This window comes from Mesorhizobium sp. M7A.F.Ca.US.005.03.1.1, from assembly GCF_003997975.1.
GTDB lineage: Bacteria > Pseudomonadota > Alphaproteobacteria > Rhizobiales > Rhizobiaceae > Mesorhizobium > Mesorhizobium ciceri.
The window spans coordinates 19,937-42,268 of the sequence record NZ_RZRO01000062.1; the positions used below are offsets into that span (position 1 = coordinate 19,937).

Consider the following 22,332-nt stretch of genomic DNA (forward strand, 5'->3'; position numbering starts at 1 on the left):
GTCGAACCAGGCGGCTTTCCGCATGGATCGCATCTGGTAATCGTACAGGCCAGAGTCTGGCTGTCCACCTGTCGCTCGCGGCAACAGCCGGAGAGGCCCAAATGATACGCCAATCCAGCTCGTTTTGTGCGACAAAATAAGACAGCACTACTGTCCTAAATTTTTATGGCAGAAATCCCGGACCCACACAAGACCGATTTGCAAAAAACTTGGGGCATTCGCGACAGAAAATGTCGTGAAGCTGAGGAAAAACGTAAGCTTCAGTCGTCGGCCTGGGCTTTGCCCGTTGGCTGGCTTTACTGTTTTTCCGGCGCCTGGCCCTTGCGATCAGCACGCGAAACCGGTCAACTTCAATCTGATTTCCCCAACCCCCCGTTCTCCCAAGACATAGGCAGATGCATGTTCTTCGCTTCCGACAATTGGGCAGGCGCCCACCCCAACATTGCCGCCGGCCTGTCGGCCAATGCCGGCGGCTTTTCGACCGCCTACGGCGACGGAGCGCTCGACCAGGCAGTCTACCAGCGCTTCAGCGAGATTTTCGAACGCGAGGTCGCGGTGTTCTTCGTCGCCACCGGCACGGCCGCCAACTCGCTGGCGCTGACCGCTTACAACAAGCCGGGCGGCATTTCCTTTGCTCATCGCGAATCGCATGTCATCGAGGACGAATGCGGCGCGCCGGTGTATTTTTCCGGCGGCTCACGCCTGCATGAGATCGATGGCGCGCTGGGCAAGATCGATCCGCACAATCTGGAAAGGACCATCGGCCGTTTCGCACCGGAAATCGTCCATTGGGGACGGCCGATGGCCGTTTCGATCACCCAGTCGACCGAGGTCGGCACTATCTACGGCCTGGATGAGATCGAGACGATCGCGGCGATCGCCAAACGATATTCGGTGCCCTTGCACATGGACGGCGCCCGCTTTGCCAATGCGCTGGTCGCGCTCGACACGTCGCCAGCCGAAATGACCTGGAAACGCGGCGTCGACATCCTGTCCTTCGGCGGCACCAAGAATGGCTGCTGGTGCGCCGAAGCGATCGTGCTGTTCGATCTTGATCGTGCCAGGGAATTGGCGTTCCTGCGCAAGCGCGCCGCCCAGCTGTTTTCGAAATCGCGCTTCGTCGCGGCGCAGTTCGAGGCCTATTTCAAAGACGGATTGTGGCTGGACACCGCCCGCCACGCCAACGCCATGGCCGCACGCCTTGCCGCTGCGATCGAGGATTCGGCCACGGCAAAGCTGGCATGGCTGCCGCAGGCAAACGAGGTTTTCGCAGTGATCAAGAAAGCCGAAGCTGAAAAGCTGCAGGCAGCGGGTGCGGCGTTCTATGATTGGCACAAGCCGCACGGCTTTGACGGCCACATCAGCGAGGACGAGTTGCTGTATCGCTTCGTCACCAGCTTCGCGACGACGGCCGATGAGGTCGACCGTTTTGGCCAGCTGATCGCCTGATACCGAAATCCCCGATAACAAAAAAGCGGCGCCTTTCGGCGCCGCTTCCGTCTCGGGAGGAGACTTGTACTTTAGGCAGCGGTCTTGGCCTCGATCTGCTTGGCCTTGGCCGAAGATGCCGTAATCGCGATCTTGCGCGGCTTCAGCTCCTCGGGGATGTTGCGCTTGAGGTCGACGAACAGCAGGCCGTTCTTCAGCGAAGCACCGACAACTTCGACGTGGTCGGCAAGCTGGAAGCGGCGTTCGAAGGCTCTCGAGGCAATGCCGCGATAGAGCAGTTCAGAGCCTTCGCCGGTGCCCTCGTCCTTGCGCTCACCCTTCACGGTCAGCACGTTGCGATGGGCTTCGATCGAGATTTCCTCGTCAGAGAAGCCGGCAACCGCCATCGAGATCCGGTAGGAATCCTCACCGGTGCGCTCGATGTTGTAGGGCGGGTAGGTCTGCGCGCCATCCGGCTGCGCAAGCGAATCGAGCATCGTGAACAGACGATCGAAGCCGACGGTCGAGCGATAAAGCGGGGAAAAATCAACGTGACGCATGAGGTGTTCTCCTGTTGAGCAACATGGTTTGCGTATGGCCGGTGCGAAACCCTTGAGCGGCGTTTCGGGTGGGCCAGCGGCCCCGACATTGGCGACCGCACGAGACATTTGGGGAGCGCTGGAAAGCATTTCAAGATTTCACCTGGCGGCAAAAGCCACGGCGGCCGGGCCCTTGATGAACGGCAGATGAACCGGCACTTCGGCGCGCGTTCAGGCAGCCGGCGCTAAAGTCCATTCCAGGATCAAGGACTGGCGGCGCCGATTGCACAACAGGCACCGCAACGAGGCCGACCGGGTGTAACGTCCCTTCCTCCCGGATCGACAGAGGCCGGAAGCACGCTTTCAAGCGGCTTCCGGCCTTCCCTGTTGCAGCCCAGTCAGTCACCGGGAATTCCTTGGCTTTTGGCGCATGGGCGTCTATCACCTTAGCGGAGCCGGCCAGCGCAGGCGGGCATGCGAGACGCCGAGCACGAAGCGCCGAATGACGGATCTTTTCACCGAAAACTCCCTTTTTCACGAAATCGAGGGCAATCCGCGGCCGGAAAACGCCGCCGGCGGCTTCTTCACCACGCGTGACCGCAAGAATATCCGCTACGGCCTGTTCGGCGCGGTCGCTCGCCCGATGAAGGGCACCGTGGTCCTGCTCACCGGCCGCAACGAGTGCATCGAGAAATATTTCGAAACCATCCGCAACCTTGCCGATCGTGGCTTTGGCGTCGCCACGCTCGACTGGCGAGGCCAGGGCGATTCAGACCGGCTGATCCGCGATCGCCAGCGCGGCTACGTCAGCAGCTTCCGCGACTACACCGCCGACCTCGAACAGTTCTTCGAGGAGATCGTGCTGCCCGATTGCCGCGGACCCTACTACATCCTGGCCCATTCGGCAGGCGCATTGATCACCCTGCTGGCCGCGCCGTCGATGGTGAACCGCGTCCGGCGCATGGTGCTGATCGCGCCCTTCCTGACGCTGCCCGACCTGCCGGTCTCGATCTCGACGGTTCGCCGCGTCTGTTCCCTGTTCTGCGCTCTCGGCCTCGGCCGGCTCTATGCCGCCTGGGGTCCGCGGCCGAGGGTAACGGCCCCTTTCGAGACCAACAAGCTGACATCGGACCCGGAACGCTATCGGCGCAACACACGGATCTATGAAGAATACCCGCAACTGGCGCTTGGCGGGCCGACGATCCGTTGGCTGCGGGCAGCCGCGAAAGCTTCGGAAGCCGTCAACGACCCCGACTTCATGGCCCGGATCCAGGTCCCGCTGCTGATCATCGCCGCCGGCGCCGACCAGGTCGTCTCGACCAGGGCTGTCGAAGCCTACGCCAGGCGTCTGCGGCTCGGTTCATTGCTGATGATCGACGGCTCCCGCCACGAAATCCTGCAGGAAGCCGACATCTACCGCGAGCAATTGCTCGCCGCCTTCGACGCCTTCATTCCCGGCAGCGACGACCCCACGGCCTGACGGCCGCCGGTCGCTGGTCAGCCGCGCAAGGCAGCCATGGCAGCTGCGTGGAGTTCCGGCGTTGCAGCCGCCAGGACATCGCCGCCCTTTTCCGCAGGCCCGCCATCGAATGTGGTGACCACACCGCCTGCCTTCTCGATGATCGGGATCAGCGCCACGATGTCGTATGGCTTCAAACCGGGATCGGCGACGATATCGACGCTTCCCGAAGCGATCATGGCGAAGGCATAGCAATCGGCGCCATAGCGGGCGAGTTGGATCTGTCTTTCGAATGCATCGTAACGGTTGCGCGCTTCGCCTTTGAATAGCGCCGGCGTGGTGGTGAACAGCGTCGCCTGGTCCAACTTCGTCGTCTTGCGGGTCGTCAGTTTTCGCGGCCCGCCCGGCCCCTCATAGTGCGAACCTGAGGCGTTGGCGTAGAACAGCTCGCCGGTGAAGGGTTGCGCCATCATGCCGGCAACGGCGTCACCGTCGACCGTCAGCCCGACCAGCGTGCCCCACACCGGCAGGCCGGAAATAAAGGCGCGCGTGCCGTCGATCGGGTCGATCACCCAGACATGCCGGCTCGAAATGTTCTCGCTGCCATGCTCCTCGCCAAGAATGCCATGGTCGGGATACTCGGCAGAGATCAACGCCCGGATAGCGCGCTCGGCCTCGCGATCGGCCTCGGTGACCGGATCGAAACTGCCCTGTTCCTTGTTGGCGACCGCGCCTTGGGCACGAAAGCGCGGCAAGGTCTCCGCCGCCGCCACCTGCGCGATGCGGCGCATGAAATCGACACTGATGTCCAACTGATTCTCCCGCACTGCAGCATGTCCGAGCCGTGCTCTGCCGCCAATTTCGTACCAAAACAAGTGTGTTCGACGACTTCTCCGCGACGGCATCTGTTGCCCGGATGTCACATAAGCGTCGTCGAAACGCAATTTCCACATCAGAGTGAATTAAAAAAGCCTGAAGGTCGCTTGACATTTGTGCAACGCACAATACCCTTGACCTCGGACAGGGTTTCCTGTCCATGCCCTCCTTGGGCGTTTCCTCCCTAGACTTCGACCGTATCGTGCAAACGATGCGGTCTTTTTTTACGCCGCGATTTCACTCCGCGGCCAGCGGCAGGTCGATGAAATGATGGTCGGGCATCGACATCAGGTCGGCTGAGAACCGCGTCAGATCGTCGGCCAGCGCATCGAAGCCGGCGGCCTTCTCGAATGTCCGTTCGTTCATGTAGAGCCCGCGATTGACCTCGATCTGCAGCGCATGCAGATGGCGCGCCGGGCGGCCGTAATGCTCGGTGATGAAGCCGCCGGCATAGGGTTTGTTGTGGGCAACCGAATAGCCCATGGCGCTGAGCAGGCCGATCGCGGTCTCGGTCAGGGCGGCGGTTGCCGAGATGCCGAAACGGTCGCCGATGATGAAGTCGGGCCGCAGCCCGCTGTCGCCGACACGGATGCTCGCCGGCATCGAATGACAGTCGATCAGCACGGCAAAACCGAACCGCGCATGGGTCCGGGTCAAAAGCCGCTTCAGCGTCTCGTGATAGGGCTTGTAGACGGTTTCGATCCGGGCAACGGCTTCCGACAGCGGCAGGCGGCCGGAATAGATGTCGAGCCCCTCGCCGACCAGCTTCGGCACCGTGCCAAGCCCACCCGCCACCCGCGCCGAGCGGATGTTGCAGAAGGACGGCACTGGCTCGGCGAACATGCGAGGATCGAGCTCCCACGGCTCGCGATTGACGTCGAGATAGGCCCTCGGAAAATTCGCCGCCAGCAGCGGCGCGCCGAGCGCCACGGCACCGCCGAACAGCTCATCGACGTAACAGTCTTCCGACCGGCGGATGGCGTTGCGGTCCAGCCTTGCCATGGCCAGGAACCGTTCGGGATAGTAGCGGCCGCTATGCGGCGAATTGAAGAGGAAGGGGACGCGCTGCTCGGCGCCCGACCGGATTTCGAAGGGTGGAAAGACCGAAAAATCCTCGGCTGCCGTCTTCAATTTGAACGAACCCGAAAACACCAGTGCATCATGATGTGAAAGTGCCACCTTGCAGGCCGCGTGTCCAGCATTTCAGCGGCGGCACACCCCCGGCAAATATGGATCATCGCCGTCCGCGTTCACTTGATGTTTACCCTCACCTCCTCATATACAGGATGGTTAACGGGCTTGCCCAACGGCAATCTCGGGCGGGTGATTCGGACAGGATATCATGGCACGCATTCTTCTGGCGGAAGACGACGACGATATGCGTCGGTTCCTCGTCAAGGCGCTGGAGCGCGCCGGTTACCAGGTCAGCGATTTCGACAATGGCGCCAGCGCCTATGAGCGGCTGCGCGAAGAGCCGTTCTCGCTGCTGCTGACCGACATCGTCATGCCGGAGATGGACGGCATCGAGCTGGCGCGCCGCGCCACCGAGATCGATCCCGATCTGAAAGTCATGTTCATCACCGGTTTCGCCGCCGTTGCGTTGAACCCGGATTCCAAGGCGCCGAAAGACGCCAAGGTGCTGTCGAAGCCATTCCATCTGCGCGACCTCGTCAACGAGGTGGAGAAGATGCTGCAGGCGGCCTGAGCCGTTTTCTAGGCGAGGCGCCGCACCTCTTCGCCACTGCGGCGAGACGACGCCTTCTTTCCTTTTTCCTGCTATTGACGCGCTGGATCAAAAATGGTGTATGCGCGGCTTCGGATGGGCGTGTAGCTCAGCGGGAGAGCACTGCATTGACATTGCAGGGGTCACAGGTTCAATCCCTGTCACGCCCACCATCCAACCAGACAAATCAGACTTGGATCGACATGCTGGCCGGCTCGCCAGACAAAGCGCGTGGGCATGACGCGCGGGATGAGCAGCGTCGAGGTGCTGGCGGAAGAACGCCTCACTTGGGATAAGCAGGGCACAGCGTGGCACAGGGCCGTCCAGGGCGCGCGTTACACAGAGGTGGACGATTTCGGTGCCTCAAGGGGAGGCTGGACGTTGGCGAGCTTTCGAGCGCAACCCGCCCGTCCCAGCGCTGACCGGAACGGGCGACACGCAATCAGATCATTGCGGCGCTGGATCAGGCGTATTTCCCGGCCTGTCGCCGCCGCCCTTGCCTTCGCGGCAAGGCTCGCCGATGCCGCAGCATTTGCCGTTATAGGTGACGCCAGGCTTCAGCTTGTCGCATTCCCTGGGAGCGGTTGTCTTGCAGCCGGCCAGCACCGAAACGGCGATGGCGGCCAAAAAGACGTTTCTCGAGACAGTAAACATAAGACGTTCTCCTTGATGAACCATGTTTGGACACATCACTTGGTCGCGCCTCGGGTGAATTGGTTCACAAAAATAGTGATGGCGGCGAAAACAACCCTCACGGTTATTCGACAGAGGACACTCCTGGGCAGGCGCAGCAATCGCGTGGCGACGTGTCGGCGACGGCGAACACGCCCACGATGACGATGGCGGCCGATGCGGCGTCCTAGATGAATTGCGTGGTCATCTGGTCTAGAATCCAGCCAAAGCCCTGGTGATGCCGACAAGATGGCAACGAAGATCACGGCGGCAATAAGCTGAGCACGGTGTTCCTGGACCTGGGGCGGGAACGCAGCACTGATTTGGGTTGAAGATAAGCGGGCCTTGCGGCATGCGTTCCGGGACAAGGTGAAGTGAGGAGTTTATGCGGGGCGTTGCGATTCTTACAGAGGGAAGAAGCGGTTCGAACTGGCTGGGAAGCCTGACGAACGCAACTGGCCTGATGGGACGGTCGGAGGAATGGCTTGATCCGGCCTATCTACGTTTCGATCCCCGCACCTATGATGATCTTGAAAAAGCGGTCATCGAGAAAGCGTCGACCGACAACGGGCGGTTTGCGATCAAGTTGTTTCCGCGCCATCTGGCCTGGTGTAAGGAGAAATTCGGAAAGGATTTTCTATTCGAGATTCGAAGAAAACACGGCTTGGAATTCATTTTGTTGGAACGTCGCGACCGAATTCAGCAAGCTATTTCGTTCTACCGAGCTAGGATGTCTGGAGTGTGGACGAGCCGGCACGAAGGGAAAGTCAATCCGCGCTCTGTTCCTTATAGCTTCGCCGACATCAGCCAAGCGTATTTCCAGATTGATCGAAGCTATGCGTTCTGGAGGTCCTACCTACAACTTGCGGGGCTGGATTGTCGTCAATTCGTCTACGAAGATTTGCAGCAAGACCCACGGCCCTATCTGGAAGCTGTGGCGGATTATATGGGCGTCCAGGTCCCGGAAGACACCGCCAATTCGAGATTCACTGTTCAACGGGACAGCCTCACGGAAGAATGGATAGTGCGCTTTCGTGAGGACGCAGCGGCCAAGGGCGCCATTGAGGGCATCGGGGAGATGGCGGTGCCAAGAACGCTCGACAATATCGCCCGCTTTGCCCTGAAACGGCCCCTGATCCGAAAGCGCTTCTAGAGGCAGGTACTTTCTTCGGGGAAATTCGATGATCGTTGCAGCTGGCTCGGTTCCAGCGCTCAATGCCCCGGCTCTTCCTCCAGAACACCTGGAGTAAATCGCGCCGGTCAACCGTCTGCCTGCGGTATGAGCATGGATAGAAATGCTCTCTTCCGGGATATCCTGGCCGCCGTGCAGCTTGCTGGGAACGGCGGGCCAGGGGTCAGATAGTTTCGTCATGTCGCTCGAACCTGCCATTGCGGCAAAAAGTTCCGGAACCATCCTTCAAGCTGATGGAATCGCGGATCGCGTGTGCAGGATCGGCATTTCCCGGCTGTTCGCCAGAGGTAGAGCGGTTCGCATTTGGGTTGACTTCTAGCCTGCACCTGGCGCAACGCCGCATGTAGTGCTTGAAGTTGGCGAAGGGTTTCTCGATTGGGTTGAGGTCCGGACTATAGGGGGCAGGAAGGAGAGCCTCGCGGAGCCAGCCTACTGGTCATCGTCATCGTTATTGTCTGGATTGTCGACCAAACATCCCGCGCCGTGACACCCTTGGTAATTGCCTTGAGTGTCGAAATTCGGATTGCCGTCCTTGTCGTAACTCGGCCTTGGATCGATGTAGCTGTCGTCCTTTCGACGCGCTTCCTTGCGATCCTTGTCTCTCTGTTCTTGCGCGGCCATGCGATCCAATGAGCGCTGCTCATCTTCTGAACGTTGTGAGGTCTGTTGCATCATGCAGTCGGCAAACCTGTTGGTTCCTGGCCTGTAGCCGTAAGACGCGCACTGTTGCTGATCCATTGCGCGCTGATCCTCAGCGCTGACGCAACCGGCAACCGCCAACGGCACAAGCGCGATCAGCACATATCTCATCTTGAAATTCGGCATTTTGTCACTCCAGATTATTCTGATGGCACCGGGCAAGAGAGGTCACCCTCCTGGCAGTTCAGGTAGGCCTTCAACTGCCTGGTGCGGGCCTTGGTCAGGTCAGCCTGACAAGCAGCGGCAACCATCGGCGCCGCGGAGCCACCATCGTCACCGCTGGATTGAAACGTGCATTCGGCGTTGCGGAACGCAATCCACGCTCTCTGCGCTTTCACGAACCGTGCCTTGCCGTCGGAATCATCCGTAAGCCGCTTCTGGATTTGCTTGAAGGTCTGGTTCAATGCCTGATCGGCTCTTTTGAAATCCGAAGCTGGATCGGCCAGAGCCGCGGTGGCGGCGAACGACAGCATGGCGACCGCAGCAAGTAGAAAACGCATGATTGTATCCCCCTCATGAAAACAACCACAAGTAAGCACGCATAGGAGCAGCCGGCAAGGCCTGGAAAACCATATAGTAAGCAAAGGGTTGTCGGGTTCAACAATGCAGGACGGACGAGGCTAGGGCCGTGAGGTGATATGCGGGGAGTGGCAGATAACTCATGCATTCGATGCAATGGCGGTCGAATGCGGCCGCCACAAGCTGACCATGTTTGGACACATCGCTTGGTCGCGCGCCGGGAGGATTGGTTCCAAGAAAATTGCGATCACCGGCGCATCTTTCGCGAGCTTGCCTTTGCGTGAAGGCGAATCGCCGATGCCGGGGCATTTGCCATGCTATGTGGTTTTCGGATTTGATTTATCGCATTGTCCTGTCGGCGTTGCCTGGCAACCTGCCGTCACTTATTCAGCAGAACATAACAGGACATTCGCAACGCTACATGCGAGAGACGTTTTCCATGATTGATCGTGTCGCACAATTCAGGGCTTGGTCGCCTCACGCTCAGAAATGGTCCAGAGTCGAAGTCGGAATGATTGGCGAAACCGCGCGCATCCCCGAGGCGGTGATCGGGATCCGGTCTCCCTGCGTGCCGTCATGAGCTCACAGCCCGGTAGGACAAAACTATCGTCCTGGCCGAAGATATATCGCGAACTGAACCGTGTGCGCACGCAATTGCGGTCGCCGTGGTCGACATTGGGCAACGCGCTCATTTCCGCAAAGCAGAATGCTGAATACCGGCGCGGACTCGGCAAGCGGATCGAGGCCGCCCGCGAGACTTACACGGCGTCGCCGATCTCGCAGATTGCCGACAGCTTCATGCTTGTCCGGATCATCGGCAATGATCTGGAACCGCGACACCGCAAGGGCCAGTCATTCGACAACGTGCTGTTCATTCTGGACAACGAACCGGTCTTCGACGCCTGCGAAAAATTCTGGATCGTCAATCGAATAGTCGACACCGACGAGGAAGCCCGGATCATCGGCCTGCTCGAAAGCCGCCGCCAGAATTTTCATACAATCCCCTTCGAACTCGATCAGTACCGGAAGATATCCTGGGACGTCGACCAGCTTGTTGCCAGCGACCTCCGATTCTCAGAGAAGGGCCGGGCGAGCGGACAGTCCGCGCGTTACGAAACGCACATCCGCCGCAGCAAGAACCTCTATGTGATGAACAACAATGGGGCTCGCAACGCCGCGCTCGCGATTGCCCGCGACAGGGCAAAATGGCTGATGCCCTGGGACGGGAACTGCTACCTGACAGACTCTGCGTTCCAGCGGATACGGTCCGCGATCGAGAAAAACCCGCACCTTCCCTACGCTGTGGTGCCCATGGCGCGCATTGTCGACAATGCGCTTCTGCTGGACCAGAGCTTCCAGCCGCCGGCCGAGGAAGAGCCGCAGATCATGTTTCGAGCCGATACCACGCAACTGTTCGACGAAAACTATGGTTACGGAAGGCGGCCAAAAATCGAGATGCTGTGGCGGTTGGCAGTTCCCGGCCCCTGGGACCGCTACCGCGACGACGCCTGGGATTTTCCACGCCCGGTCCGGGCAGCGGATGCCGGGCTGCTCCAGAAAGCGGGCTGGGTGGCGCGCCTGGATTCAGGGCGTTCGCATCTGGAGATCGGCAAGGCCGGCTTCGTCGCGCGTCTGGTCAGCCGCGATCAGGCGATCGTCGATATGGTCGATCAATGTGACGCCAAGGCAGTCGCCGCTCGGCTCGATGCCTCCCGCCTGGCCTTTTATGACGAAGACGCCCTGGCCCACGCGGTGAAGGACGGGCTCATCCTGCACCATCTCGAAACCGCGGCCGGACAGGCACTCGCCCGCGGTCCGTTCAGCGTGCTCGACAAGACTGGCCTAGCCCCCAGCGGGGATCCCCAGGACTATTTTCACCCCGCGCCTTACTGGTGGCCCGACCCCGACAGACCCGACGGCCTGCCCTATATCCGGCGCGATGGCGAACGCGTGCCCGGCACGGCATTGTATGCAGCAGGAAGCGAAACCTACGATCGCACACGCTTGCAGCGCGTCTTCGACGACACAACCGTGCTTGCGCTCGCCGCAACCGTGCTTGATGGGCATCATTATGCCGTCCACGCCGCCAGGCTCATTCGCGCATGGTTTATCGATCCCAGGACAAGAATGAACCCGCATTTGCGCTATGCGCAGGTGCGGTCGGGCCACGACAACAATGAAGGGTCCGGCCACGGCATCATCGAGCTGAAGGATTTCTATTTCTTCCTGGATGCCGTACGCCTGCTCGAGCGAACAGGAGTACTGGGCGACGAGGATCGCGAGGCGTTCAGAGCCTGGCTCGGTTCCTACTGCGAATGGCTGGACACCGCGCCGGCAGCCGCGACGGCCTTCTGCAGCAGCAGCAACCAAGGAACATATTACGATTTGCAGCGGGCATCGATCGCCACGTTTCTTGGCGACAGCGCCACCCTGGCCAAGATCAGCCTCTATGCTCGGGAGAGACTAGCAACCCAGATCGCAGCCGATGGCTCCTTGCCCAGGGAACTGTCCCGCACGCGCCCCAGGCACTACGCCATGTTTACCTTGCAAGGCTGGACGTCGCTGGCCCGTGTCCTGTCTTCGGTCGGTGACAATCTCTGGCAACACAAGACAGCCGAGGGACTGGGACTGGTCCAGGCGCTGCACTGGCTTGTTGCGCACGAGAACAAGCCACACACCATGTCGGCCGAAACTGTCGATCCGGATCGGCTTGGGCCGCTGCTTCTCGACCTGACGCACCATGATCCCGCAGGAATGCCACCTGCCGATCTGGGAAGGGCGACCAAGCCCATTTTTCATCCAGACGAGGCAATCGCGCCTTTTTGGCTGTGGCGGAGACATTAGCGACGCCCGGCATTCCTGGCCTGTTACGTCGATGATGAGAACCACTTTCCGCGCTTCAAACACCCGCGACGGTGCAAAGGCTCTTCATCCTGGTCACCGCCAGTTCCGGATCGGCCAGCAATCCGGCCTGGTCGGCAAGGCGGAACACGTCGGCATAGTGACGGATGCCGCGCGCCGACTGCATACCGCCGACCATCGCAAAATGATCCTGATGGCCGTTCAGCCAGGCCATGAGGACGATGCCGGCTTTGTAATACTCGGTCGGCGCCTCGAAGATCTTTCGCGACAGCGGCACGGTCGGCGCCATCAACGCGTCAAAGCCGGCGCGGTCGCCTTCCGCCAGTTTCGCCAGCGCCGCGTTGGCAACCGGCGCAATCGCGTCGAAAATACCCAGCAATGCGTGCGAGTGCCTTTTCTCGTCGCCGGCGATCAGTTCGGGATAATTGAAATCGTCGCCGGTGAACATGACGACGCCGTCCGGCAGACGGTTCCTCAGCGCGACCTCCTTGCCGGCATCGAGCAGTGAGATTTTTATCCCCTCCACGTTGCCAACGTGGCATTCGATGATGGCAACGACTGTATCGAGAGCGACCTCGAAATTCTCGCTGCCCCAATAGCCCCTGAGCGCCGGATCGAACATGTCGCCCAGCCAGTGCAGGATGACCTTGCCGGAGGACTGTGACAGGATGCGGTCGTAGACCCTGACATAGTCGTCCGGCCCTTTGGCAACTGCCGCCAACGCCCGGCTGGCCATCATGATCGCCTTGCCGCCGAGCCCTTCGATTAAAGCGAACTGCTCTTCATAGGCCTTGATGACGTCATCGATTGTTTTGGCGGCGGCGGGCGCCAGATGGTCGGTGCCGGCGCCCGAGGCGAGATCGGCGCCATCGACCGTGCGCGCCTCGGCGATCGAGCGGCGGATCAATTCCTGCGCGTTTGCCCAGTCGAAGCCCATGCCGCGCTGCGACGTGTCCATCGCTTCGGCGATGCGGAAGCCCAGCCGCCACAGATGGTGACGGAACGCCATCGTCCTCTCCCAGTCGATCACCGGTCTGGACCACGGATCGGTCATGGCGAGCGGATCGGCAACGACGTGCGCGGCGGCATAGGCGATACGCGAAAATCGCGCGCCGATGTCAGGCTGCACGGGCTCGCCGACCAGCGTGTACCGGGTGCTGCCGCCACCCTCACCAGGCAAGGAAATGTCCATCCATCGCTCCCTTCACAACGCTACTAAATGGAACGTTCCAATAAATCAAGGACCTTTAAGATTCGAACTCCCTGCAGGATGAAATGCTGCATTGCAACAGGAAAGCCTTATGAAGCATGCCATTTGAGTACGCACAATCGATGTTCGAGGCGCGGGAAAAATCCCGATTGACTCACGAGCGGAGCAGAGATTAGAACGTTCCAATAGTTTTGGGCCTGCAGTGGGGAGGATGCATCTGGATGGCCAACCGGGCCAAGGCGACGATATTCGACATCGCCCGCGAAGCGGGCGTGTCCAAATCGACGGTATCGCTCGTGCTCCAGGGCAGCGGACTGATCCGGCCCGAAACAGCGAGCAAGGTGCGCAAGGCGATCGAGGATGTCGGTTACGTCTACAACCGCGGCGCCGCCAATCTGCGCAAGGCGCACTCCAACGTCATCGGCATGGTCATCAACGATCTCACCAATCCTTTCTTCGCGGAGCTGGCGGTCGGCATGGAGCGGGTCTTCCAGTCGGCCGGCATCGTGCCGTTCATCGCCAACACGGCGGAAAATCCGGTGCGCCAGGAAGAAGTGCTGAAGTCGCTGATGGAGCAAGGCGTCGCCGGCCTCATCGTGTCGCCGGCTCGCGGCACGACGCCGGGCGCCTTCAGGCGGATCGAGACGGCAGGTCTGCCGGTGGTCTTCGCCATGCGCCGGCTTCCCGAGAGCCGCATTCCGGTCATCGCGCCCGACAATCATCGCGGCGCCTATCTCGCCACCGCTCATCTGATCGGCAAGGGACATCGCCGGCTGGTCTTCTTCGGCGGCTCGTCCGATCTCGTCGTCTATCACGAGCGGCTTGGCGGATTTCGCGAAGCCTGCGAGACGCAGGGCATCTCCGACCGCGACACTCTGGTCGTCGAGGGAGAGACCAGCCGCAGAGGTGGTATCGCATGCCTCGAAACCGCTCTCGCAATGGCTGAACCGCCGACTGCGGCACTCTGCTTCAACGACGCCGTCGCCTTTGGCGCCATGCTGGCGCTGCGCAAGCGCGCGCTTGAGCCCGGAGTTGATTTCGCCATCGTCGGCTTCGACGATGTGGCCGAGGCCGAGCATTACATGCCGGCTCTGACCAGCGTCGCGGTGGACTCGGCGGGTCTTGGCGAACGTGCCGCCCATGTCATGCTGAAAATGATCCAGTCGCGCACCACACGGGCCGAAGACCATATCGGCGCGGTCAATCTGGTGGTCAGGGAAAGCTGCGGCCCGGATCGCCGCATTCGAAACAGGGCGGCCGGTTCGGGAGGCGCTGCATGAGCGTCAAATGGAGCTTGATCGGCGCCAGCACGATCGTCAGGCAGTTCATGATCAACGCCATCCGCGCGCAAGGCGAGGACAGCATCTGGTCATCGGCGTCAACCGAAGCAGCATTGCAAACCGCGAAATCAGGCAAGGCGGTCGCAATCGACCCTGAATTCGGGAGTATGAATTGAGCAAGGTGGTCTCCGCGGCGCAGGCAGCCGGCCTGGTCAAGGACGGCATGGTCGTGTCGGTGTCCTCGTCGAGCGGCCTCGGCTGCCCCGATGCGGTGCTCGCCGCGATCGGCGAACGCTTCGACGCAGAAGGCCATCCGAAGAACATCACCACGCTGCACCCGATCGCAGCCGGCGACATGTATGGCATCAAAGGCATCGACCATCTGGCCAAGCCGGGACTGCTGAAGCGTACCTTGTGCGGCTCCTACCCGTCCGGCCCCTCCTCTTCCGAACCGCCGCAGATCTGGAAGATGATCGGCGACAATTCGGTCGCCGCCTACAACGTGCCGTCCGGCATCCTGTTCGATATGCACCGCGAAGCCGCGGCCAAGCGGCCGGGCGTGCTGACCAAAGTCGGTCTCGACACCTTCGCCGACCCGCGCCACCAGGGCTGCGCCATGAACGACGCCGCCAGCGAGCCGATCGTTTCGGTGCAGCAGTTCGACGGCGAGGAATGGCTCTATTTCCGCTCTATCGTGCCGCAGGTGTCGATCATCCGCGCCACGTCGGCCGACGAGCGCGGCAACCTCACCTACGAGCATGAGGGCGCCTATCTCGGCGGACTGGAACAGGCGCTCGCCGCCCGCAACAATGGCGGCATCGTCATCGCGCAGGTCAAGCGCGTCGTCGAGAACGGCACGCTGAAACCGCATGACGTGCGCGTGCCGGGCGTCCTGGTCGACCATATCGTCGTTGCGCCCGACCAGTTGCAGACGACGCTGACACCCTATGACCCGGCGATCTCGGGAGAAATCTTCCGGCCGCTGTCGAGCTTCCGCACGCCGGAGATGAACGTGCAGAAGGTGATCGCGCGCCGCGTCGCCATGGAGTTGCGCGACGGCATGGCCGTCAATATCGGGTTCGGCATTTCCGCCAATGTGCCGCGCATCCTTCTCGAGGAAGGCCAGCACGGCAAAATTACCTGGGTGATCGAACAGGGCGCGGTCGGCGGCGTGCCGCTGCTCGACTTCAAATTCGGCTGCTCATCGAACGCCGACGCCTTCATGCCCTCGCCGCACCAGTTCATCTATTTCCAGGCCGGCGGCTTCGACGCCTCGCTGCTGTCCTTCCTGCAGATCGATCGACACGGCTCTGTGAATGTTTCGAAGCTTTCGGCGCGGCCGCATGTCACCGCCGGCGCCGGCGGCTTTGTCGACATCACCGCACGGGCGAAGAAGATCGTCTTCTCCGGCTTCTTCAATGCCGGCGCCAAGCTGTCTCTGGCCGATGGCGGCATCCGCATCGACCACGAGGGCAAGGTCAAGAAGGTGGTCAACGAAGTCGAGCACATCTCGTTTTCGGGCAAGCGCGCGGTGGCGCAGGGACAGGACATCACCTATGTCACCGAACGCTGCGTGATGAAGCTGACGCCGGAGGGGTTGGTCGTCACAGAACTCGCACCCGGCATCGATCTGCAGCGTGATGTGCTGGCCCAGTCGGAAATTCCGTTGGCCGTTGCCAGGGACCTCAAGACGACACCGGCAGCCCTCTATCAGGAGCAACCGATAGGCCTGTCGCTGAATGGCGGCGCCTCGGTCGGAGGCGCGCGTGGCTGAGCCTCTCGTCACCTTCGAGCAGGATGGCGCCATCGGTACCATCACGCTGCGCCGGCCGGAGAAATTCAACGCACTGGACATTCCGATGCTGCGGGCGCTAGAGACGGCGCTCGACGCGGCCGAGATGGCCGAGGGCGTCCGCGTCGTGCTGCTGCGCGGCGAAGGCAAGGGCTTTTGCGCCGGTGGCGATGTCGAAGCCTGGGCGCAGATGAGTGCCGCCGATTTCCAGGTGCAGTGGGTGCGCTACGGCCACCGCGTCTTCGACCGCTTGGCGCGGCTGCGGCAGCCGACAATCGCCGTCCTGTCCGGCCATGCGCTTGGCGGCGGCCTGGAACTGGCTGCGGCTTGCGACTTGCGCGTGGCGGAAACACAAGTGAAATTAGGCTTCCCGGAAACCTCGATTGGCGTCGTGCCCGGCTGGTCCGGTACGCAGCGCGCCGTGCGCCGCTTCGGCGCGCAGACGGTGCGCCGCATGGCGCTGGGCGGCGAGATCCTTCTCGCCCCCGAGGCACTCGCCCTGGGCATCGTCGACCGGGTGGTCGCAACTGGCAACGCACACGAAGAAGCAAAGGCGTGGGCGGAAAAGATCGCCGAGCGCGGCCCGCTGGCGACGGAAGCCGCCAAGCTGATGATCGCGGTCGCCGAAGGCGAGGAAAGTGCCGCCGCCACCGAAGCGCTGGCCAGCGGCTTCATCGCCCTGACCGGCGATCTGAAGGCCGGCGTCGATGCCTTCAAGGCCAAGCAGAAGCCGGCCTTTTCGAGATCCTAGAGCAAACATATGAACGCACCCCTGAAGATCGCCATGCCGGCCGAGGCGGCCGAAGCCCCGAAAGGCTACAAGCTGCTGATCAACGGCAAGCATGTCGATGCCCGCGACGGCCGCACGATTGCTCGAAACAGCCCCGGCCACGGCTTCACCGTCTCGCACTATGCGCAGGCCGGTGAGGCCGAAGTGGAAGCCGCTGTGCTTGCCGCCCACAGGGCTTTCGAAACGGGTCCATGGCCGCGCATGAAGGCGGCCGAACGTGCCGGGATCCTGCTCAAGGCAGCTGATCTGATCGAGGGCCGGCTGGAAGACATCGCCCGGCTCGACGCACTGGAATCGGGCAAACCGATCGCCCAGGCACGCGGCGAGATCGGCGGCGCCGTCGACATCTGGCGCTATGCCGCCTCGCTTGCCCGCACCCTGCATGGTGAAACCTACGCCAATCTCGGCGACGCCATGCTGGGTGTCGTCCTGCGCGAACCGATCGGCGTCGTCTCGATCATCACCCCGTGGAATTTCCCGTTCCTGATCGTCAGCCAGAAACTGCCCTTCGCGCTCGCCGCCGGCTGCACGGCGGTGGTCAAGCCGAGCGAAATGACCTCGGCCTCGACCTTCGTGCTCGGCGACATCCTGATGCAGGCCGGCCTGCCCGCCGGCGTCGTCAATATCCTGGCCGGACTTGGCGCCGATGTCGGTGCGCCGATGGTCAGCCACCCGCTGGTCGAAATGGTCTCGTTCACCGGCTCCACCCGCGTCGGCAAGATGACGATGGCATCCGCCGCGCAGTCGCTGAAGAAAGTCTCGATGGAGCTCGGCGGCAAGAACGGCCAGATCGTCTTCCAGGACGCCGACCTCGAAGCGGCCGCCGATGCGGCGGTGTTCGGCGGCTTCTTCAATGCCGGCGAGTGCTGCAATGCCGGCAGCCGGCTGATCGTGCACGAGGCGATCGCCGACGATTTTCTCAGCGCCGTCAAGGCGCTTGCCGCCAGGGTCACGGTCGGCGATCCGCTCGATGACCAAACCAAGGTCGGCGCGATGATCTCGTCCGACCATTTGGCCAAGGTTGCCGGTTACGTTGCGGCAGCCGCGACCGAGGGCAGCAGCATCTACAGCGGAGGCAAGCAATTGGCCTCCAATATCGGTCAATACCTCGATCCCACCATCATCCGCGGCGTCACCGAGGACATGGCCATAGCGCGCGAGGAAGTGTTCGGCCCGGTGCTCTCGGTGCTGACTTTTGAATCGATTGAAAAGGCGTTGCACATCGCCAACAACACGCCCTATGGTTTGTCGGCGGGCGTGTGGAGCGCCAGCATCGACACTTGCATGTCGGTCGCGCGCGGCGTGCGTTCGGGAACCGTTTGGGTGAACACATTCATGGAAGGTTATCCCGAGCTGCCTTTCGGAGGCTATAAGCAGTCCGGTCTCGGACGCGAACTCGGCAAACGCGCCGTCGAGGATTATACCGAGGAAAAGACAATCCAGTTTCATCGCGGCCAGCGCACCGGGTGGTGGGTCGGCTGAGTTGAGAAGAACCCGGCGGCATCCGCCGGTCGTGTAATGCAACAAGGGAGGAAGTACATGTTGCGCAAACTGCTTATCGGAACGGCTCTCGCGTCGGGCCTGGCTTTCGCGGCCCACGCCGAGGACGTCAAGGAAGTCCAGATGCTGCATTGGTGGACCTCGGGCGGCGAAGCGGCTGCTCTCAACGTCCTCAAGGGTGATCTGGCCAAGGAAGGCTATGCCTGGAAGGACGTGCCGGTGGCCGGCGGCGGCGGCGATGCCGCCATGACCGCGCTGAAGGCGATGGTCGCGGCCGGCAATTATCCGACCGCCTCGCAGATGCTCGGCTACACCGTGCTCGACTATGCAGCCGCCGGCGTCATGGGCGACCTGACCGAAACGGCGAAGAAGGAAGGCTGGGACAAGTCCGTTCCGGCAGCCCTGCAGAAGTTTTCGGTCTATGACGGCAAGTGGGTCGCGGCGCCGGTCAATGTTCACTCGGTCAACTGGCTGTGGATCAACAAGGCCGTCCTGGACAAGATCGGCGGCACCGAGCCGAAGACCTTCGACGACTTCGTTGCCCTGCTCGACAAGGCCAAGGCGGCAGGCGTGATCCCGCTCGCTCTCGGCGGCCAGAACTGGCAGGAAGCCACCATGTTCGACTCCGTCGTGCTGTCGACCGGCGGACCCGAGTTCTACAAGAAGGCCTTCAACGACCTCGATGACGAGTCCCTGAAGTCCGACACGATGAAGAAGTCGTTCGACAATCTGGCCAAGCTCGTCACCTATGTCGACCCCAACTTCTCGGGCCGCGACTGGAACCTTGCCACCGCCATGGTCATCAAGGGCGATGCCCTGGTGCAGGTCATGGGCGACTGGGCGAAGGGCGAGTTCCACGCCGCCAACAAGACCCCGGGCACCGACTTCCTGTGCTATCGCTTCCCGGGTACCGACGGCTCGGTGATCTACAACTCCGACATGTTCGGCATGTTCAATGTTCCCGACGACCGCAAGGCCGCCCAGGTCGCACTGGCCACCGCCACCCTGTCGAAGAGCTTCCAGTCGGCCTTCAACGTCGTCAAGGGTTCGGTCCCGGCCCGTACCGATGTTCCGGACACCGACTTCGACGCTTGCGGCAAGAAGGGCATCGCCGACCTGAAGGCAGCCAATGAAGGCGGCACGCTGTTCGGCTCGCTGGCCCAGGGCTATGGCGCGCCTCCGGCGGTCGCCAATGCCTATAAGGATGTCGTCTCCAAATTCGTCCATGGTCAGATCAAGACCTCGGACGAAGCCGTGACCGAGCTGGTCAAGGCGATCGACGACGCCAAGTAAGCGCCACGCACCAAAAACGCCTTCCCCGCTCCGGCGGGGAAGGCCCAGATCCGCGAACATAGATCCGCGAAGCTGGTTGGCCGCGAGTCGACGGGAGGAGCCCCATGAGCACGGTAGCGACAAGCCAGATCAAGCTGACGCCGGAGCATGCGCGGCCACGCGCCTCGGTGCGCTCGCGCCTGCAGGACGCATTGCCGAAGATCGTGCTGGCGCCGAGCTTCGCCATCACCATCGTCTTCGTCTACGGCTTCATCCTGTGGACGATCTATCTGTCCTTCACCAATTCCAAGACCTTCCCGTCCTATGTCCTAACCGGCTCGCGCGCCTATCAGCGGCTGTGGGGCTGGACCTTCGACACAGACCCGCCGTCGAGCTGGTACACGTCGATCACCAATATGGGTATTTTCGGTTTCCTCTACATCGCGATCTGCCTGGCGCTCGGCCTGTTCCTGGCCATCCTGCTCGACCAGAAGATCCGCGGCGAAGGCGTGTTGAGGCCGATCTATCTCTATCCGATGGCGCTGTCCTTCATCGTCACCGGCGTCGCCTGGAAATGGTTCCTCGATCCCGGCCTCGGTCTCGAGCAGACCTTGCATCAATGGGGTTGGACGAGCTTCCATTTCGACTGGATCAAGAACAAGGATTTCGTCATCTACACGGTGGTCATTGCCGGCGTCTGGCAGGCCTCCGGCTTCATCATGGCGATGTTCCTGGCCGGCCTGCGCGGCATCGACGGCGAGATCATGAAGGCGGCGCAGATCGACGGCGCCACCACCTTCCAGCTCTATCGCCGCATCGTCATCCCGCTGCTGCGGCCGATCTTCCTGTCGGCATTCATCGTGCTCGCGCACCTCGCCATCAAGTCCTACGATCTCGTGGTCGCACTGACCAGCGGCGGGCCCGGCGGCTCGGCGTGGCTGCCGTCCAACTTCATGTATGAGTACACGTTCAAGCGCAACGAAATGGCCGTCGGCTCGGCCAGTGCGGTGATCATGCTGATGACCATCGTCGCCATCATCGTGCCCTATCTCTATTCGGAACTGCGGGAGAAGCCGCGATGAGCGCCGTCACCACTCCCGCCCGCCAGGCCTCCGGCGGCGTCAACGTCAAGGTCATCAACCGCATCGTCATCTACGGGCTGCTGGCTCTGTTTGCGCTGTTTTACCTGATGCCGCTGTTCGTCATGCTGGTGACCTCGTTCAAGACCATGGACGAGATCCAGAACGGCAACATGCTGGCGCTGCCCAAGGCGCCGACCTTCGACCCGTGGCTGAAGGCGTGGGGCGAGACCTGCGTCGGCCTCACCTGCGCCGGCATTAAGGGCTATTTCTGGAACTCCATCAAGATGGTGGTTCCGGCCGTTCTGATCTCGACCATGCTGGGCGCGCTGAACGGCTACGTGCTGACGAAATGGCGTTTCCGCGGCGCAACGCTGGTGTTCGGGCTGATGCTGTTCGCCTGCTTCATTCCGTTCCAGTCGGTGCTGTTGCCGATGGCGACCATCCTCGGCAGCCTCGGCCGCTTCGGCGTCACACTGCAGAACTCGGTCGGAACGAGCTTCGGTCTCGGCAACCCGACGGTCAACCTGGTCTTCGTCCACGTCGTCTACGGCATCGGCTTCACCACGCTGTTCTTCCGCAACTACTACGAGGCGTTTCCGACCGAACTGGTCAAGGCGGCACAGGTCGACGGCGCATCCTTCTTCCAGATCTTCCGCCGCATCATGCTGCCGAACTCAATGCCGATCTTCGTCGTCACCGTCATCTACCAGTTCACCAACATCTGGAACGACTTCCTCTTCGCCTCGGCTTACGCCGGCACCGGCGACGCGATGCCGATGACGGTGGCGCTCAACAACGTCGTCAACACCTCGACCGGCGTCGTCGAATACAACGTCAACATGGCCGCCGCGATGATCGCGGCACTGCCCACCCTTCTCGTCTATGTGCTCGCCGGCCGCTACTTCGTGCGCGGTCTCATGGCTGGCGCCGTCAAAGGATGATCTGATGGCTTTTCTGGAAATTGATGGTCTGAGAAAGCGCTTCGGCCAGGTCGAGATCCTGAAAGGGATCGATGTCGAGCTCGAGAAAGGCGGTTTCCTGGTGCTGGTCGGCCCTTCCGGCTGCGGCAAGTCCACTTTGCTCAACACCATCGCCGGCCTGGAGACGATCACCTCGGGCGAAATCCGGGTCGACAGCCGCGCCATCAACGATCTGCACCCCTCCAAGCGCGACATCGCCATGGTGTTCCAGAGCTATGCGCTCTACCCGAACATGACGGTGGCCGGAAACATCTCCTTCGGCATGGAGATGCGCGGCGTGCCGGCGGCGGAGCGCCAGAAGGCGATCGACAAGGTGGCCAAGGTGCTGCAGATCGGCCACCTCTTGCAGCGCAAGCCGAGCCAGCTTTCGGGCGGCCAGCGCCAGCGCGTCGCCATGGGCCGGGCGCTGGTGCGCGACCCCAAACTGTTCCTTTTCGACGAGCCTTTGTCCAACCTC

General features: G+C 61.7%; 22 protein-coding genes and 1 tRNA gene. 16 read left to right on the plus strand and 7 right to left on the minus strand.

The window, feature by feature from the left end:
- Window positions 1–399: 399 nt before the first annotated feature.
- Window positions 400–1,449 (plus strand): low specificity L-threonine aldolase, encoded by a 1,050-nt coding sequence (locus tag EN990_RS22995; protein WP_013529717.1) that lies wholly within the window; start codon window positions 400–402, stop codon window positions 1,447–1,449.
- Between the two features lie 71 nt (window positions 1,450–1,520).
- On the opposite strand, the gene EN990_RS23000 is transcribed toward EN990_RS22995, so the two are convergent.
- Window positions 1,521–1,988: an Hsp20 family protein gene (locus EN990_RS23000; RefSeq protein WP_013529716.1), complete on the minus strand. Its 468-nt coding sequence runs from the start codon at window positions 1,986–1,988 to the stop codon at window positions 1,521–1,523.
- 481 nt (window positions 1,989–2,469) lie between these two features.
- On the opposite strand from EN990_RS23000, the gene EN990_RS23005 reads away from it, so the two are divergent.
- A complete protein-coding gene (locus tag EN990_RS23005; protein ID WP_127368815.1) occupies window positions 2,470–3,447 on the plus strand; it encodes an alpha/beta hydrolase in 978 nt (325 codons plus the stop codon).
- A gap of 17 nt (window positions 3,448–3,464) precedes the next feature.
- Here the strand turns inward: EN990_RS23005 and hisN are convergent, their stop codons facing one another.
- Window positions 3,465–4,238 (minus strand): histidinol-phosphatase, encoded by a 774-nt coding sequence (hisN, locus tag EN990_RS23010; RefSeq protein ID WP_024502739.1) that lies wholly within the window; start codon window positions 4,236–4,238, stop codon window positions 3,465–3,467.
- Window positions 4,239–4,539: 301 nt separating this feature from the next.
- Entirely contained in the window at window positions 4,540–5,481 is a 942-nt protein-coding gene (locus tag EN990_RS23015) for an N-formylglutamate amidohydrolase (protein ID WP_013529713.1), read from the minus strand.
- Window positions 5,482–5,644: 163 nt separating this feature from the next.
- Between EN990_RS23015 and EN990_RS23020 the strand changes: the two genes are divergently transcribed.
- Together EN990_RS23020 and EN990_RS23025 are read left to right on the plus strand one after the other, a co-directional pair.
- Window positions 5,645–6,007 carry a response regulator gene (locus EN990_RS23020; RefSeq protein ID WP_006199474.1) on the plus strand — a complete coding sequence of 121 codons (363 nt, stop codon included), beginning with the start codon at window positions 5,645–5,647 and terminating at the stop codon, window positions 6,005–6,007.
- A gap of 116 nt (window positions 6,008–6,123) precedes the next feature.
- Window positions 6,124–6,198 (plus strand) — tRNA-Val (locus tag EN990_RS23025).
- Between the two features lie 274 nt (window positions 6,199–6,472).
- Here EN990_RS23025 and EN990_RS23030 read toward each other — a convergent pair.
- Window positions 6,473–6,679 carry a hypothetical protein gene (locus EN990_RS23030; RefSeq protein WP_013529712.1) on the minus strand — a complete coding sequence of 69 codons (207 nt, stop codon included), beginning with the start codon at window positions 6,677–6,679 and terminating at the stop codon, window positions 6,473–6,475.
- A gap of 403 nt (window positions 6,680–7,082) precedes the next feature.
- Between EN990_RS23030 and EN990_RS23035 the strand changes: the two genes are divergently transcribed.
- On the plus strand, window positions 7,083–7,850 hold the full coding sequence (locus tag EN990_RS23035) for a Stf0 family sulfotransferase (RefSeq protein WP_027161395.1): 768 nt from the start codon (window positions 7,083–7,085) through the stop codon (window positions 7,848–7,850).
- 468 nt (window positions 7,851–8,318) lie between these two features.
- Here the strand turns inward: EN990_RS23035 and EN990_RS23040 are convergent, their stop codons facing one another.
- Window positions 8,319–8,714 carry a hypothetical protein gene (locus tag EN990_RS23040; protein ID WP_013529710.1) on the minus strand — a complete coding sequence of 132 codons (396 nt, stop codon included), beginning with the start codon at window positions 8,712–8,714 and terminating at the stop codon, window positions 8,319–8,321.
- Window positions 8,715–8,728: 14 nt separating this feature from the next.
- Complete coding sequence (locus EN990_RS23045; protein WP_024502741.1) at window positions 8,729–9,088, minus strand: lysozyme inhibitor LprI family protein; 360 nt, start codon at window positions 9,086–9,088, stop codon at window positions 8,729–8,731.
- 175 nt (window positions 9,089–9,263) lie between these two features.
- Here EN990_RS23045 and EN990_RS23050 point away from each other — a divergent pair, with 175 nt between their 5' ends.
- Together EN990_RS23050 and EN990_RS23055 are read left to right on the plus strand one after the other, a co-directional pair.
- Window positions 9,264–9,554, plus strand: a complete 291-nt coding sequence (locus tag EN990_RS23050; protein ID WP_127368816.1) for a hypothetical protein — start codon at window positions 9,264–9,266, stop codon at window positions 9,552–9,554.
- Between the two features lie 129 nt (window positions 9,555–9,683).
- Window positions 9,684–11,951, plus strand: coding sequence for an alginate lyase family protein (locus EN990_RS23055; protein WP_127388394.1), 2,268 nt, complete (start codon window positions 9,684–9,686; stop codon window positions 11,949–11,951).
- A 55-nt stretch (window positions 11,952–12,006) separates the two neighbouring features.
- Here EN990_RS23055 and EN990_RS23060 read toward each other — a convergent pair whose 3' ends face one another.
- On the minus strand, window positions 12,007–13,161 hold the full coding sequence (locus EN990_RS23060) for a dihydrodipicolinate synthase family protein (protein WP_127369152.1): 1,155 nt from the start codon (window positions 13,159–13,161) through the stop codon (window positions 12,007–12,009).
- A gap of 239 nt (window positions 13,162–13,400) precedes the next feature.
- Between EN990_RS23060 and EN990_RS23065 the strand changes: the two genes are divergently transcribed.
- From EN990_RS23065 to EN990_RS23105, 9 genes are all read left to right on the plus strand, one after another.
- A complete protein-coding gene (locus EN990_RS23065) occupies window positions 13,401–14,459 on the plus strand; it encodes a LacI family DNA-binding transcriptional regulator (RefSeq protein ID WP_127365982.1) in 1,059 nt (352 codons plus the stop codon).
- Window positions 14,456–14,635 carry a hypothetical protein gene (locus EN990_RS23070; protein WP_063173051.1) on the plus strand — a complete coding sequence of 60 codons (180 nt, stop codon included), beginning with the start codon at window positions 14,456–14,458 and terminating at the stop codon, window positions 14,633–14,635. Before EN990_RS23065 ends, EN990_RS23070 begins: the two co-directional genes overlap by 4 nt.
- Window positions 14,632–16,233 carry an acyl CoA:acetate/3-ketoacid CoA transferase gene (locus EN990_RS23075; protein ID WP_127369151.1) on the plus strand — a complete coding sequence of 534 codons (1,602 nt, stop codon included), beginning with the start codon at window positions 14,632–14,634 and terminating at the stop codon, window positions 16,231–16,233. Before EN990_RS23070 ends, EN990_RS23075 begins: the two co-directional genes overlap by 4 nt.
- Complete coding sequence (locus EN990_RS23080) at window positions 16,226–17,002, plus strand: enoyl-CoA hydratase/isomerase family protein (RefSeq protein WP_013529703.1); 777 nt, start codon at window positions 16,226–16,228, stop codon at window positions 17,000–17,002. Before EN990_RS23075 ends, EN990_RS23080 begins: the two co-directional genes overlap by 8 nt.
- A 9-nt stretch (window positions 17,003–17,011) precedes the next feature.
- Window positions 17,012–18,523, plus strand: a complete 1,512-nt coding sequence (locus EN990_RS23085) for an aldehyde dehydrogenase family protein (protein ID WP_063168955.1) — start codon at window positions 17,012–17,014, stop codon at window positions 18,521–18,523.
- Window positions 18,524–18,580: 57 nt separating this feature from the next.
- On the plus strand, window positions 18,581–19,834 hold the full coding sequence (locus EN990_RS23090) for an ABC transporter substrate-binding protein (RefSeq protein WP_013529701.1): 1,254 nt from the start codon (window positions 18,581–18,583) through the stop codon (window positions 19,832–19,834).
- A gap of 104 nt (window positions 19,835–19,938) precedes the next feature.
- Window positions 19,939–20,895 carry a sugar ABC transporter permease gene (locus tag EN990_RS23095; protein WP_024502750.1) on the plus strand — a complete coding sequence of 319 codons (957 nt, stop codon included), beginning with the start codon at window positions 19,939–19,941 and terminating at the stop codon, window positions 20,893–20,895.
- The gene (locus tag EN990_RS23100) at window positions 20,892–21,836 is read left to right on the plus strand and encodes a carbohydrate ABC transporter permease (protein WP_024502751.1); all 945 of its coding nucleotides are present in this window, start codon (window positions 20,892–20,894) and stop codon (window positions 21,834–21,836) included. Before EN990_RS23095 ends, EN990_RS23100 begins: the two co-directional genes overlap by 4 nt.
- A 4-nt stretch (window positions 21,837–21,840) precedes the next feature.
- A partial coding sequence (locus EN990_RS23105) for an ABC transporter ATP-binding protein (protein WP_164766147.1) occupies window positions 21,841–22,332 on the plus strand: 492 nt, incomplete at its 3' end.

Excerpts from the sequence above, each read along its gene's own strand:
- EN990_RS22995 (WP_013529717.1), top strand. The coding sequence starts at position 400 with ATGTTCTTCGCTTCCGACAATTGGGCAGGCGCCCACCCCAACATTGCC.
- EN990_RS23005 (WP_127368815.1), top strand. The coding sequence starts at position 2,470 with ATGACGGATCTTTTCACCGAAAACTCCCTTTTTCACGAAATCGAGGGC.
- EN990_RS23040 (WP_013529710.1), bottom strand. The coding sequence starts at position 8,714 with ATGCCGAATTTCAAGATGAGATATGTGCTGATCGCGCTTGTGCCGTTG.
- EN990_RS23035 (WP_027161395.1), top strand. The coding sequence starts at position 7,083 with ATGCGGGGCGTTGCGATTCTTACAGAGGGAAGAAGCGGTTCGAACTGG.
- EN990_RS23000 (WP_013529716.1), bottom strand. The coding sequence starts at position 1,988 with ATGCGTCACGTTGATTTTTCCCCGCTTTATCGCTCGACCGTCGGCTTC.
- EN990_RS23070 (WP_063173051.1), top strand. The coding sequence starts at position 14,456 with ATGAGCGTCAAATGGAGCTTGATCGGCGCCAGCACGATCGTCAGGCAG.
- EN990_RS23050 (WP_127368816.1), top strand. The coding sequence starts at position 9,264 with ATGGCGGTCGAATGCGGCCGCCACAAGCTGACCATGTTTGGACACATC.
- EN990_RS23090 (WP_013529701.1), top strand. The coding sequence starts at position 18,581 with ATGTTGCGCAAACTGCTTATCGGAACGGCTCTCGCGTCGGGCCTGGCT.
- EN990_RS23045 (WP_024502741.1), bottom strand. The coding sequence starts at position 9,088 with ATGCGTTTTCTACTTGCTGCGGTCGCCATGCTGTCGTTCGCCGCCACC.
- EN990_RS23095 (WP_024502750.1), top strand. The coding sequence starts at position 19,939 with ATGAGCACGGTAGCGACAAGCCAGATCAAGCTGACGCCGGAGCATGCG.
- EN990_RS23060 (WP_127369152.1), bottom strand. The coding sequence starts at position 13,161 with ATGGACATTTCCTTGCCTGGTGAGGGTGGCGGCAGCACCCGGTACACG.
- EN990_RS23100 (WP_024502751.1), top strand. The coding sequence starts at position 20,892 with ATGAGCGCCGTCACCACTCCCGCCCGCCAGGCCTCCGGCGGCGTCAAC.
- EN990_RS23020 (WP_006199474.1), top strand. The coding sequence starts at position 5,645 with ATGGCACGCATTCTTCTGGCGGAAGACGACGACGATATGCGTCGGTTC.
- EN990_RS23085 (WP_063168955.1), top strand. The coding sequence starts at position 17,012 with ATGAACGCACCCCTGAAGATCGCCATGCCGGCCGAGGCGGCCGAAGCC.
- EN990_RS23065 (WP_127365982.1), top strand. The coding sequence starts at position 13,401 with ATGGCCAACCGGGCCAAGGCGACGATATTCGACATCGCCCGCGAAGCG.
- EN990_RS23055 (WP_127388394.1), top strand. The coding sequence starts at position 9,684 with ATGAGCTCACAGCCCGGTAGGACAAAACTATCGTCCTGGCCGAAGATA.
- EN990_RS23030 (WP_013529712.1), bottom strand. The coding sequence starts at position 6,679 with ATGTTTACTGTCTCGAGAAACGTCTTTTTGGCCGCCATCGCCGTTTCG.